11 protein-coding genes and 1 riboswitch are annotated in these 12,291 nt (G+C 66.0%); of the genes, 8 read left to right on the top strand and 3 right to left on the bottom strand.

Annotated features, from left to right (window positions below):
• Positions 1-6: 6 nt before the first annotated feature.
• Both BLT09_RS15275 and BLT09_RS15270 read right to left on the bottom strand, forming a co-directional pair.
• Positions 7-588 carry a NuoB/complex I 20 kDa subunit family protein gene (locus BLT09_RS15275; RefSeq protein ID WP_027156092.1) on the bottom strand — a complete coding sequence of 194 codons (582 nt, stop codon included), beginning with the start codon at positions 586-588 and terminating at the stop codon, positions 7-9.
• Entirely contained in the window at positions 579-944 is a 366-nt protein-coding gene (locus tag BLT09_RS15270) for an NADH-quinone oxidoreductase subunit A (protein WP_023798850.1), read from the bottom strand. The genes BLT09_RS15275 and BLT09_RS15270 overlap by 10 nt, the downstream gene beginning before the upstream one ends.
• A gap of 335 nt (positions 945-1,279) precedes the next feature.
• On the opposite strand from BLT09_RS15270, the gene BLT09_RS15265 reads away from it, so the two are divergent.
• The 8 genes from BLT09_RS15265 (at position 1,280) to BLT09_RS15230 (ending at position 11,559) form a co-directional block, all read left to right on the top strand.
• Positions 1,280-2,479, top strand: coding sequence for a winged helix-turn-helix domain-containing protein (locus BLT09_RS15265; RefSeq protein WP_091594315.1), 1,200 nt, complete (start codon positions 1,280-1,282; stop codon positions 2,477-2,479).
• 29 nt (positions 2,480-2,508) lie between these two features.
• Positions 2,509-2,712, top strand: a riboswitch (cobalamin riboswitch).
• Between the two features lie 38 nt (positions 2,713-2,750).
• Entirely contained in the window at positions 2,751-3,185 is a 435-nt protein-coding gene (locus BLT09_RS15260; protein WP_091594314.1) for a DUF1636 family protein, read from the top strand.
• Positions 3,182-4,219, top strand: a complete 1,038-nt coding sequence (gene cobW, locus BLT09_RS15255; protein ID WP_091594313.1) for a cobalamin biosynthesis protein CobW — start codon at positions 3,182-3,184, stop codon at positions 4,217-4,219. Before BLT09_RS15260 ends, cobW begins: the two co-directional genes overlap by 4 nt.
• Positions 4,220-4,237: 18 nt before the next feature.
• On the top strand, positions 4,238-7,924 hold the full coding sequence (locus BLT09_RS15250) for a cobaltochelatase subunit CobN (protein ID WP_091594312.1): 3,687 nt from the start codon (positions 4,238-4,240) through the stop codon (positions 7,922-7,924).
• On the top strand, positions 7,921-9,405 hold the full coding sequence (gene cobG / locus BLT09_RS15245) for a precorrin-3B synthase (protein WP_091594311.1): 1,485 nt from the start codon (positions 7,921-7,923) through the stop codon (positions 9,403-9,405). Before BLT09_RS15250 ends, cobG begins: the two co-directional genes overlap by 4 nt.
• The gene (locus BLT09_RS15240; protein ID WP_413468428.1) at positions 9,402-10,043 is read left to right on the top strand and encodes a precorrin-8X methylmutase; all 642 of its coding nucleotides are present in this window, start codon (positions 9,402-9,404) and stop codon (positions 10,041-10,043) included. The genes cobG and BLT09_RS15240 overlap by 4 nt, the downstream gene beginning before the upstream one ends.
• The gene (locus BLT09_RS15235; RefSeq protein WP_091594310.1) at positions 10,040-10,798 is read left to right on the top strand and encodes a precorrin-2 C(20)-methyltransferase; all 759 of its coding nucleotides are present in this window, start codon (positions 10,040-10,042) and stop codon (positions 10,796-10,798) included. The genes BLT09_RS15240 and BLT09_RS15235 overlap by 4 nt, the downstream gene beginning before the upstream one ends.
• On the top strand, positions 10,795-11,559 hold the full coding sequence (locus BLT09_RS15230; RefSeq protein WP_091594309.1) for a precorrin-3B C(17)-methyltransferase: 765 nt from the start codon (positions 10,795-10,797) through the stop codon (positions 11,557-11,559). The genes BLT09_RS15235 and BLT09_RS15230 overlap by 4 nt, the downstream gene beginning before the upstream one ends.
• On the opposite strand, the gene BLT09_RS15225 is transcribed toward BLT09_RS15230, so the two are convergent.
• A complete protein-coding gene (locus tag BLT09_RS15225) occupies positions 11,523-12,290 on the bottom strand; it encodes a cobalt-precorrin-6A reductase (protein ID WP_091594509.1) in 768 nt (255 codons plus the stop codon). The genes BLT09_RS15230 and BLT09_RS15225 overlap by 37 nt on opposite strands.
• Between the last annotated feature and the right edge of the window lies 1 nt (position 12,291).

Here is a 12,291-nt window from a genome sequence, read left to right as displayed (position 1 = left end):
TCGCGCTCACCGCTCGATCGTGCCGGTGCGGCGGATCTTCTTTTGCAACAGAAGGATGCCGTAGAGCAGCGCTTCCGCGCTCGGCGGACAGCCGGGCACATAGATGTCGACCGGCACGACGCGATCGCAGCCGCGCACCACCGAATAGGAATAGTGATAGTAGCCGCCGCCATTGGCGCAGGAGCCCATCGAGATGACGTAGCGCGGCTCCGGCATCTGGTCGTAGACCTTGCGCAGCGCCGGCGCCATCTTGTTGGTCAGCGTGCCGGCGACGATCATGATGTCGGACTGGCGCGGCGAGGCGCGCGGCGCAACGCCGAACCTCTCCGAGTCATAGCGCGGCATCGAGGTGTGGATCATCTCGACCGCACAGCAGGCAAGACCGAAGGTCATGAACATCAGCGAGCCGCTGCGCGCCCAGGTGATCAGCGCCTCGGTCGAGGTGACGAGAAAGCCCTTGTCGGCAAGCTCGTTGTTGATCTCGAGGAAGAAGGGATCATTCGCCCCCACCGGCTTTCCGGTGCTGGGGTCGAGAATGCCTTTTGGCTTCGGCGCGACGAGCGTGCCGGAATTGTCGCTCAATCCCATTCCAGCGCTCCTTTCTTCCATTCATAGGCAAAGCCGATGGTCAGCACCGCCAAAAACACCATCATCGACCAGAAACCGAGCATGCCGATCTGGCTGAAAGACACTGCCCACGGAAACAGGAAGGCCACTTCCAGATCGAAGATGATGAACAGGATCGACACCAGGTAGAAGCGGATATCAAACTTCATGCGGGCGTCATCGAACGAGTTGAAGCCGCACTCATAGGCGGAAAGCTTTTCCGGATCTGGGTTGCGGTAGGCCACCAGGAAGGGTGCGGCAAGCAGCGCCAGGCCGACGACCAGCGCCACGCCGATGAACAGGACGATGGGCAGGTACGAACTCAACAATGCGTTCATGCTGCAGCTTTCCGTTGGCGGCCAATCCACTCTGATTACAGCACCGGACCCACTTGCGGAAGCGTGACAGTTTAACCACTGAACCGTTTTAGGGGGCTCTATGCTGCAACGCGGCGAGGGTTAGCGCAGGGCTTTCGGCGAAGCAAGTCAAACCTTGTTCAAAACACGGTGCTCGACGGCATATCCGGATAAACTGGTCCAATCCGCTCCTGTTTGATTTCCTTCGCTTTTTACTCCACTTTTCTCTCCTGACATAGATGCCGCCAGAACCCTGCTAGCATGGTGCGGAATCATCTCTCCCACCTTTGGTCGAACGCCGACAGAGTGCCGTCTGTATGAAGGAAAAAATCTCGCTCGCCATGGCCCGGCGCATCGCGCTTGCCGCACAGGGGTTTGCCGATCCTCGCCCTAACGGCACGCCCGATCGCCGCCATCTGGCCCGTGTGCTTGGCCGGACCGGTCTGCTGCAGATCGATTCCGTCAGCGCGGTGGTGCGTGCCCATTATATGCCGCTCTATTCGCGGCTTGGCCCCTACCCGCTCGCCCTGCTCGACAACGCCGCCGTGACGCGCAAGCGCAAAGTCTTCGAATATTGGGCGCACGAAGCCTCCTTTCTGCCGGTCGAGACCTATCCGCTGATGCGCTGGCGCATGGAACGGGCCGAACGTGGCGAGGAAATGTATAACGGGCTGGCCAAGTGGGGCCGCGAGCGCGCCGCCTACATTGAAGACATCTTTCGCGAGGTCGTCGAACGCGGCCCGATCGCCGCTTCCGCCCTGGAAGGCCAGAAAGGCTCAGGCGGCTGGTGGGGCTGGAGCGACGCCAAGCACGCTTTCGAATGGCTGTTCTGGGCCGGCCGCATCACCACGGCGTCGCGTCGTGGCTTCGAGCGGCTCTACGATCTGCCGGAGCGCGTGCTGCCGCCGGCGATACTTGCCCTGCCGGTGCCCTCGCCTGAGGATGCGCACCGCGAATTGCTGCGCATCTCAGCCCGCGCCCACGGCGTCGCGACAGCAGGCGACCTGCGCGACTATTTCCGCCTCTCTCCCACCGACATCAAAGGCCGCATCGAGGAACTGGTCGAGGCCGGCGATCTTTTGCCGGTGACCGTCGAAGGCTGGAGCAAGCCAGCTTATCTTCACAAGAACGCTCGTTTTCCGCGCAAAATCGAGGCGCGCGCCTTGCTCGCTCCGTTCGATCCGGTCGTCTTCGAGCGGGCGCGCACGGAACGGCTGTTCGACTTCCGCTATCGCATCGAGATCTACACCCCTGCCGAAAAACGCCAATACGGCTATTATGTGCTGCCGTTCCTGCTCGGCGAAAGGATCGTGGCGCGCATCGACCTTAAGGCTGACCGCCCGGCCGGCGTGCTGCGCGTCCATGCCGCCTATGCCGAGCCCGGCGCGCCACCGCAAACCGCCGCCGAACTTTTTGAGGAATTGCAGCTGATGCAGGGCTGGCTCGGCTTGGAACGCATCGAGGTGACGCCTGCGGGGGATCTGGGCTCGGCTCTCGCCGACATTGCGGCGTCGTAGACGTGCGTTGACACGACTGCCTCCACAAGCCTAAATCCGGTTCAGACGGTCTCCTCTCGGCAAAGGGAGGAGCCAAGAGGGAATGCGGTGCGAAATCTCGATTTCAAATCCGCGGCTGTCCCCGCAACTGTAAGCGACGAGCCAAGGCCGATAACCACTGGGAAAATCCCGGGAAGGCGGCACCAAGGCGATGACCCGCGAGCCAGGAGACCTGCCGTCTAGGACATAAAAATCCGATCGCCTGGCGGGTTTTCCGGGCAAGGAGCCTGATTTGGAACGCGACAGCAGTTTTTCGGCTGAGACAGCGGGCGTATTGTCCGGCGATGATGATGCTCTGGCCGACGTCACCGTGATCGTCTGCGCCTCCTGCCGTGACGAGACCGGCTCCGACGGCCATCCTCGCGCCGGCGAATTGTTGGCCGAAGACACGCGCCGCGCCGCCTCTGGCTTAAATATCCGTATCCGCAGCGTCGAATGCCTCGGCAACTGCAAGCGCCGCCTCAGCGCCGCTATCCTGCGCGACGGCTGCTGGAGCTATGTCTTCGGCGACCTGGCCGCGACCAGCGGCGCCGATCTCATCACCGGCGCAAAACTCTTCGCCACCTCGACCGACGGCCTCATCCCATGGCGCGGCCGCCCCGATTGCCTGAAGCGCGGCCTCGTTGCCCGCATTCCTCCCCTCGACCTTTTGAAGGACCAGATATGACCACTTCCGTCTCCCGCGTGCCCTGCACCGTCGTCACCGGCTTCCTCGGCGCCGGCAAGACGACGCTGATCCGTCATCTGCTCGAAAACGCCGGCGGCAAGCGGCTGGCCATCATCGTCAACGAGTTCGGCGATATCGGCATCGACGGCGAGATTCTTAAGGGATGCGGCATCGACACCTGCCCTGAGGAAAACATCGTCGAACTGGCCAATGGCTGCATCTGCTGCACCGTCGCCGACGATTTCGTCCCGGCGCTCGACCAGATCCTGTCGCTGACGCCCAGGGTCGACCATATCCTGATCGAAACCTCCGGGCTGGCGCTGCCCAAGCCGCTGGTCCAGGCCTTCCAGTGGCCGACGGTGAAGAGCCGGGTGACGGTCGACGGCGTCATTGCCGTGGTCGACGGACCGGCGCTGGCCGAAGGCCGAGTTGCCAACGACATGGACGCCCTGCAGGCGCAGCGCGCGCAGGACCAGACGCTCGACCACGACGATCCGGTCGAGGAGGTGTTCGAGGACCAGCTCGCATGCGCCGACCTGATCATATTGTCGAAGAGCGACCTGATGGACGCCGCCGGCTCGGCCCGCGCCAATGCCGTCATCGGCAAGCACGCCGCCCGCGCGGTGAAGATCGTGCCGGCCTCGCAGGGCAAGGTCGATCCCTCCGTGCTGCTCGGCCTCGGCCTTGCCGTCGAGGACGACATCGAGAACCGCAAGACCCACCACGACGACGAGCTTGACCACGAGCATGACGATTTCGACTCGTTCGTCATCGATATTCCGTCGATCGCCAATCCCGATGAGCTGGCTTTGCGTGTCGCCACGGCGGCAGAGGAAGAAAACGTGCTGCGCGTAAAAGGCTTCGTCGAGGTCGGCGGCAAGCCGATGCGGCTGTTGCTGCAGGCAGTCGGCCCGCGCGTCAACCACTACTACGACCGCGCCTGGACTGCCGACGACGACCGCCGCTCGCGCCTAGTCGTCATCGGCCTGAAAGGGCTGAACCGCCCGGCCATCGAGCGTATTCTCGCCGGCTGACCTCAGGCACGAGTCGCGATGCACATCCTCACCACCACATCCGCCTCGCTCGACGATCTCGCCGAGCCTGTCGATCTCAGGCAGACGCCTGCGGATGTCGTGGCGCTGTCCTTCACCGACAGCGACCTGGCCGGGCTGGCGGCGGCATGGAAAGCGGACGCGGATCGGCTGCCGTCGATGCGGCTGGCCGCCTTGCGCGATCTGCGCCATCCGATGTCCGTCGACCTGTGGATCGACAGCGTCGCCCGGCACGCCAGGGTTGTTCTGGTTCGCATCCTCGGCGGTTACGACTGGTGGCGCTACGGCTGCGACCAGCTCGCCTCGACCGCCCGCGCGCACGGCATAAAACTGGCGCTGCTGCCCGGCGAATGCCGCGACGAGGATTTGCGGCTGATCGAAGGCTCGACGCTGCCGCGCCAGGAGCTCGACGGCCTGCTCGGCTATTTCCGCGAAGGCGGCCCGGAGAATATGACGGCGCTGGTGCATCGGCTGGCAGGTCTCGCCGGATCAGATGTGGCGGTCGCGGAGCCGGTTGTCGTGCCGAAGGCGGGATTTTATGAGCCGGGACGCGGCGTCGTAGAGCGCGACGTCCCCCTCCCCCTCGAGGGGAGGGTCCGGCCGCAGGCCGGGGGTGGGGTCGCCTGTGAAGTGCGCCAACACTCTGAAGTGCGCCAACAGCAAAAAACGTCGAGTACTGCCGCAACGACCCCACCCGGCCCTGCGGGCCACCCTCCCCTCGAGGGGGAGGGGGACGTCGTGCCCATCCTCTTCTACCGCTCGATGCTGCTCGCCGCCGATGTCGCGCCGATCGAAGCGCTTTTTGAAGCGCTGCGGCAGCGCGGCATGGCCCCCGTGCCGATCTTCGTCTCCAGCCTCAAGGACCCGGCCTCGCTCGCCTTTGTCGAGACCGCGCTTGCCGCGCTGAAGCCTGCCGCGATCATCACCGCGACCGCCTTCGCCTCGGGTGCTGAGCCCGGCGTCGAAACCCTGTTCGACCGCGCCGGCGTTCCTGTCTTCCAGGTCATCGTCGCGACGACACGCCGCGATATCTGGCAAGACAACCAGCGCGGCCTGGCGCCCGCCGACCTCGCCATGCATGTCGTCCTCCCCGAACTCGACGGCCGCGTTCTCGCCGGCGCCATTTCCTTCAAGGGCGAAAGCGAGGTCGATCCAGCATTGGCTTTCCGCGCCTTCGCCAACCGGCCGCAGCCGGACCGCGTCGCGCAGGTGGCGAACCGTGTCGAGGCGTTCGTGCGCCTGCAGCGCACGCCGCGCGAAAAACGCAAGCTCGCCATCCTGATCCCCGACTATCCAAGCGCGCCCGGCCGCACCGGCTACGCCGTCGGCCTCGACGTGCCGTCCAGCGTGCTGGCGATGCTGCACGACCTGAGCGAACACGGCTATGGCGTTGAAGGGATTCCGCAAACGCCGCGTGCATTGCTGGAGATGCTGGAGTCGGTCGATCAAGGGTTGGCATTGAAGGAGTATCTGACCTTCTCGAAGGAATTGCCTGCTGAGGCAATGGCTGTGGTAGAGGCCGCATGGGGGAATGCTGAAGATGAGACAGGTTGGTGCGAGGCACCCCCCTCTGTCCTGCCGGACATCTCCCCCACTTGGGGGGAGATTGGCGGCTCCATTGCCGGCTCTCCTCCTGCAGCGTTGGAAATTGGCGAAAGCAGAGATGAGGGCGCAATCTCCCCCCAAGTGGGGGAGATGTCCGGCAGGACAGAGGGGGGCGCGACGGAGCACCAACCTTCGAGTCTGGCAAACAGCAAACATTTCCCCTTCCGCGCCGTCAGCTTCGGCAACATCACCGTAGCACTTGCCCCCGACCGCGGGCGCTCGGTCGACCGTCGCGCCGACTATCACGATCCGACCTTGCCGCCGCGCCATGCGCTGATCGCCTTCGGCCTTTGGCTGCGCAAGACGCTCGATGTCCATGCCCTCGTCCATGTCGGCGCCCATGGCACGCTGGAATGGCTGCCCGGCAAGACAGTGGCGCTCAGCGAAACCTGTTTTCCCGAGATCGTCACCGGGCCCCTGCCCGTCATCTATCCCTTCATCGTCTCCAACCCGGGAGAGGCGGCACAAGCCAAGCGGCGCATTGCCGCCATCACCCTCGGCCATTTGCCGCCGCCGCTGACCGGCGCCGGTCTGGACGAGAACCAGCAGCAGCTCGAGCGGCTGGTCGACGAATATGCCCAGGCTGAAGGGCTCGACCGCCGCCGCCGCGACCGCCTGGCGAGGCTGATCGTCGAAACCGCTGAAAAGACCGATCTCGCCTCCGAGGCCGGCGTCGCCGGAACCGACGCGCCCGACGAAGCGCTGCGCCGCATCGACGCTTGGCTCTGCGACCTCAAGGACTTCGCCATCAAGGACGGGCTGCACATCTACGGCCGCTCGCCTGAAGGCGAGGCCGATCCGCTGCGCCAGCAAAGTGCAGCAGCCGAGAAGTCAGCATTGATCGCGGCCCTCGACGGCCGCCATGTCGCTGCCGGTCCTGCCGGCGCACCGGCGCGTGGCCGGCGCGATGTGCTGCCGACTGGCCGCAACCTGTTCACATCGGATCCACGCACCATGCCGACGCCGACATCCTTTGATCTCGGCAGCGCGGCGTCCGACGAGGTCTTGCGCAGCTACATGCAGGCGCATGGCGACTGGCCGCGCTCGCTGGTCATCGACCTCTGGGGCTCGGCCTCGCTGCGCACCGGTGGCGAAGAGATCGCGCAAGGCCTGGCGCTGATGGGCTGCCGGCCGCAATGGGATGGCGCCACCGGCCGCGTCACCGGCATCGAGGTGCTGCCGCCGGCCACCCTTGGCCGCCCGCGCGTCGATGTCACCTGGCGCATTTCAGGCCTGTTCCGCGACATGTTCCCGACCCAGATCGCCCTGATCGATGCGGCCGCAAACGCCGTCGCCGCCCGCGACGAGGACGCGACGGAAAACCCGCTCGCCGCAAAAACCCGCGCCGATGGCAAGGTCAGCCCGCGCATTTTCGGCACCTCGCCCGGCACCTACGGCGCCGGTATCGAGGCGTTGCTGTCGAGCGGCGACTGGGCGGCGCGCGAAGAAATCGGTCGCGCCTATCTCGACGCCACCTCGCATGCCTATGGCGGCGCCGAGGGCGAAGCGATTTCGTCGCCCGGCGCGTTCGAGGGTCGCGTCGCCGAGGCCGACCTCCTCGTCCATGCCGGAGACGACCCCGGCCGCGATATTTTGGAAGGCTCAGCCGACGTCGCCTTCATCGGCGGTTTTTCAGCGGCGCTTGCAGCGCTTGGCAAGAACGCCGACGTCATCGTCCTCGACACCACGGATCCGCAAAAGCCGAAGCCGCGCTCGCTTGGAGAAGCCGTATCTCGGGTGGTTCGCGCCCGCGCCGTCAACCCGCGCTTCATTGCCGGCCAGATGCGGCACGGGCCGCGCGGCGCTTCGGAATTCGCCGAGACGGTCGACCGTCTCGTCGGTTTCGCCGAGACCACCCATGTCATCTCGGGCACGCTGATCGAGGCCGTGCACGACGCCTATCTCGGCGATCCCGAGGTGCGCGCCTTCATCCTGCGCGAAAATCCGGCGGCCGCGAAAATCATCGCCGAGCGTTTTTTGTCGGCGCGGCGGCGCGGTCTCTGGCACCCGCTGCGCAATTCCGTCGACGACGACCTCGCCGCCCTGATCGCCGAAGCCCGCGCGCTGGGGGTGGCGGCATGAACGCCTTCTCCCGACGCGGCGCCTGCCCTGCTTTGTCCGCGCCGATGCAGACCGGCGACGGGCTTCTGGTGCGGCTCAACCCGGTCGCTGGAGGACTCTCGCCGAAATCCTTGATCGGGCTCGGTGAATCCGCCTTGCGGCATGGCAACGGCATCATGGAAGTGACCGCGCGTGGCAGCCTGCAGATCCGCGGCCTGATATCGGCAAGCGCCCGGCTGCTGGCAATGGAGGTCGACGCGCTCGGCATCGCAGTGCGCACCGGCGTGCCGGTCGAGACCGGACCGCTGGCCGGGCTGGATCCGCAAGAAGTTGCCGATCCGCGCCCATTGGCGGAGCGGATTCGAAAAGCGATTGACGAAGCCGGGCTGGCACAGCGCCTTGGCCCGAAGGTTTCTGTCATCGTCGACGGCGGCGGACGGCTTGGCATGGATGCGGTTACGGCCGATGTGCGGCTGGTTGCAACGCGCACCAATGCGGGAATCAGGTGGCAGATGTCTGTTGCGGGTGATGGGCAGAATGCGAAGCCGCTCGCGACGGTGGGGGACGATGCGGCGCGCGATATCGCCATCGCGATGCTGAGGATGGTCGCCGAAAAGAGCCGCGATGCCCATGCAAGGGATTTGACGGAGAGGCAGTTAGTATCCCTCGCAAGCTGGCATTCCTTCACACCCCCCTCTGTCCTGCCGGACATCTCCCCCGCAAGGGGGGAGATTGAGCTCTCATCACCGCTTTCGCCAATCACTGGCCTTGCAGGACGAGCGGCGGCGTCGGAACTGCCGATCTCCCCCCTTGCGGGGGAGATGTCCGGCAGGACAGAGGGGGGTGCGCAGGGGCGCCTTCCTGTGCCGGCTCGCTTCCCCATTGGCGTTTTCGATCTGACAGCCGGCACCGCCCTCGGCATCGGCCTACCCTTCGGCAGCATGCCGGCGCAAAAACTCATCGGCCTCACCCGACACGCCCTCACCCTTGGCGCGACCGAAATCCGCCTCGCGCCACACCGCGCGCTGCTTTTGATCGGCCTCTCTCCGACCGCCTGCCGCTCGCTTCAGCAGGCCGCCGCCAGCCTCGGCTTCGTTACCGACGCTGCCGACCCGCGCACGAAAATCGCCGCTTGCCCCGGTGCGCCGGCCTGCGCCTCCGGCCGGATCGCCACGCGCGACATCGCCGAGACCATCGCCGTAGAAAACCGCGACCTCCTCGATGCCTCCGTCACCCTCCATATCTCCGGCTGTGCCAAGGGCTGCGCCCATCCCGGCCCGGCGGCGCTAACACTGGTCGGCGGCGAAAACGGAGCCGGACTTGTCGTGGACGGGACGGCAAAGGCCCTTCCTGCCGGATACAGGCCAGGCTATGACGCCGCGCGCGGCGTTGGCCGCATTGCCGCAGCGATCCGCGAAGCACGATTTCGAGGCGAGACCACCGCCGCCTGCCTGACGAGGCTTGGCGCGGCCGGTGTCACCGAACCCTACCGACAGGAATGAACATGCCCGCCCCCTACGACTACATCCATGACGGCACGGCGATCTATGAGCGCTCCTTTGCCATCATTCGCGTCGAGGCCGACCTGTCGCGCTTTTCCAGTGCCGAAGCCGATGTCGCCATCCGCATGATCCATGCCTGCGGCCAGGTCGAGGCCGCACGGCAGTTTGTTTTTTCCAGCGATTTCGTTGCCGCCGCCCGCGCGGCACTGGCGGCCGGCGCGCCGATCTTCTGCGATGCCGAGATGGTCTCGCACGGTGTCACCCGCGCCCGGTTGCCGGCCGGTAACGAGGTGGTCTGCACGCTGCGCGACCCGCGGACGTCCGACATAGCGAAAAAGATCGGCAACACCCGTTCGGCCGCAGCCATTGAATTGTGGGGCGAGCGCATGGCCGGTTCGGTCGTCGCCATCGGCAACGCGCCGACCGCACTTTTCTACCTGCTGGAGAAACTGCGCGACGGTGCGCCGAAACCGGCTGTCATCATCGGCATGCCAGTCGGTTTCGTCGGTGCTGCCGAATCGAAGGACGCGCTGGCCGAGAATTCCTACGGCGTTCCTTACGCCATCGTGCGCGGCAGGCTGGGCGGCAGCGCCATGACCGCAGCAGCACTCAACGCATTGGCGAGGCCGGGCCTGTGAACGCGATTGTAAAAGGCCGGCTTGTCGGCGTCGGCACCGGTCCCGGCGACCCCGAGCTGCTGACGCTCAAGGCCGTGCGCGCGCTGGCCGAGGCCGACGTGGTGGCGCATTTCGCCAAGCGCGGCAACAACAGCAACGCGCGCGCCATCGTCGGCGCGCATTTTCGTCCTGATTTGATCGAGTTGCCGCTGCTCTATCCCGTGACCACCGAAATCGACAAGGATCACAGCGATTACCGGTCGCAGATAGCGGACTTCTACGAGGAGTCGGCCGAAAAGGTCGCCGAGCATCTCAGCGCCGGCAGGATGGTCGCGGTGCTTTCGGAAGGCGACCCGCTGTTCTACGGCTCCTACATGCACCTGCATGTCAGGCTGGCGCACCGCTTTCCAACAGAGGTCATTCCCGGCGTCACTGCCATGTCCGGCTGCTGGTCGGCCACCGGAACGCCGATCGTCCAGGGCGACGATGTATTGACTGTGCTGCCGGGCACGATGAGCGAATTCGAGCTGACCCGCCGCCTCGCCGACACCGATGCTGCCGTCATCATGAAGGTTGGCCGCAACCTCCCCAAGATCAGGCGCGCGCTGGAGGCGACCGACAAGCTGGCGCGTGCCGTCTATGTCGAGCGCGGCACCATGCCGGGCGGCGTTTCGATGCGGCTGGCCGACAAGCAGGGCGACAACGCGCCCTACTTCGCCATCGTGCTGGTCGCCGGCTGGTCAGGCCGGGCCGCCGCATTGGGAGCCGAAACATGAGCGGCCGCCTGACCGTTATCGGCCTTGGGCCCGGCAATGCCGACCAGGTGACGCCGGAAGCGAGCCGCGCCGTCGCCGAGGCAAGATTCTTCTTCGGCTACAAACCGTATCTCGACCGGCTCGACCTGCGCCCGGACCAGACCCGCGTCGCCTCCGACAATCGCGAGGAGCTGTCCCGCGCCAAGGACGCTCTGGCAATGGCTGCGCAGGGCCACAATGTCGCCGTTGTCTCGGGCGGCGACCCCGGCGTCTTTGCCATGGCGGCAGCCGTCTGCGAGGCGATCGAGGCCGGCCCGGCCGAATGGCGTGCCGTTGACGTTTCGACGCTGCCCGGCATCACCGCAATGCTCGCGGTCGCGGCCCGCATCGGCGCGCCGCTCGGCCATGATTTCTGCGCCATCTCGTTGTCAGACAATCTAAAACCATGGGATCTCATCGAATTGCGGCTGCTGGCTGCGGCCGGCGCCGGCTTCGTCATCGCGCTCTACAATCCGATCAGCAAGGCGCGCCCCTGGCAGCTTGGCCGCGCCTTCGAATGCCTGACTGCGATCCTGCCGGGCACCACACCGGTCGTCTTCGGCCGTGCCGCCGGCCGTCCCGACGAGCGCATCGAGATTTTTCTGCTGGCGGACGCCGATTCAGAAAAGGCCGACATGGCGACCTGCATCATCATCGGCTCGCCGGAAACCAGGATCATCAAGCGCGGCGAAAGACCGGCGCTGGTCTACACGCCGCGTTCGGCGGCGGGCCCAAGAAAATGATCGACCATCGCGGCAAGGGCATCGACGGTTTCAGCCGACGCAACGTCCGGCAGCGCCGGCCTGCGGATCATCACCACCTCGACGCCGAGCGCCCGCGCTGCGGCGATCTTGCAGTAGGTCGCCTCGCCGCCGCTGTTCTTGGACACGACGACATCGATGCGGTGTTCCAGAAGCAGTGCACGTTCGTCGGCTTCCCGGAACGGCCCGCGCGCCAGGAGATAGGTCGCGTCGGGCACAGCGAGCCTTGGCTCGACCGGATCGACGCTGCGGATCAGATAATGATGCTCGGGCGCCGCCTCGAAGGCGGCGACCTCCTGCCGGCCAAGCGCCAGGAAAACGCGGCGTGGCGCAGCGGCCAGCGCCGTCACCGCGCCGGCAACATTGTCGACCAGCGTCCAGCGGTCACCTTCGGCCGGCTCCCAGCCCGGGCGCCTGAGCGCAACGATCGGCACGCCGGCCTCTCGCGCCGCTGCCGCGGCATTGGCCGAGATTTGCGCCGCATAGGGATGCGTGGCGTCGACCAGCAGCTCGATGCGAGTCTCGCGGAGGAAGGCAGCCAGCCCGCCGGCGCCGCCGAAACCGCCTACCCTCGTCGGCACGCCTTGCGCGACAGGATTTCCGGTGCGGCCGGCCAGCGACAGCGTGAGCGAGACATCGGCGCGCGCGGCCAGCTTTCCCGCCAGTTGCCGGGCTTCGGTGGTTCCGCCGAGGATCAGAATGCGGTGGGTCATC

It is taken from the genome of Mesorhizobium muleiense, assembly GCF_900099905.1.
GTDB lineage: Bacteria > Pseudomonadota > Alphaproteobacteria > Rhizobiales > Rhizobiaceae > Mesorhizobium > Mesorhizobium muleiense.
The sequence above is the reverse complement of the archived record's forward strand: the minus strand, read 5'-3'. Positions and strand labels throughout refer to the sequence as shown.

What these genes read in the sequence shown, in the direction of transcription:
- BLT09_RS15270 (WP_023798850.1), bottom strand. Translation starts at nt 944, where the DNA reads ATGAACGCATTGTTGAGTTCGTACCTGCCCATCGTCCTGTTCATCGGC.
- BLT09_RS15225 (WP_091594509.1), bottom strand. Translation starts at nt 12,290, where the DNA reads ATGACCCACCGCATTCTGATCCTCGGCGGAACCACCGAAGCCCGGCAA.
- cobW (WP_091594313.1), top strand. Translation starts at nt 3,182, where the DNA reads ATGACCACTTCCGTCTCCCGCGTGCCCTGCACCGTCGTCACCGGCTTC.
- cobG (WP_091594311.1), top strand. Translation starts at nt 7,921, where the DNA reads ATGAACGCCTTCTCCCGACGCGGCGCCTGCCCTGCTTTGTCCGCGCCG.
- BLT09_RS15250 (WP_091594312.1), top strand. Translation starts at nt 4,238, where the DNA reads ATGCACATCCTCACCACCACATCCGCCTCGCTCGACGATCTCGCCGAG.
- BLT09_RS15265 (WP_091594315.1), top strand. Translation starts at nt 1,280, where the DNA reads ATGAAGGAAAAAATCTCGCTCGCCATGGCCCGGCGCATCGCGCTTGCC.
- BLT09_RS15240 (WP_413468428.1), top strand. Translation starts at nt 9,402, where the DNA reads ATGAACATGCCCGCCCCCTACGACTACATCCATGACGGCACGGCGATC.
- BLT09_RS15230 (WP_091594309.1), top strand. Translation starts at nt 10,795, where the DNA reads ATGAGCGGCCGCCTGACCGTTATCGGCCTTGGGCCCGGCAATGCCGAC.
- BLT09_RS15275 (WP_027156092.1), bottom strand. Translation starts at nt 588, where the DNA reads ATGGGATTGAGCGACAATTCCGGCACGCTCGTCGCGCCGAAGCCAAAA.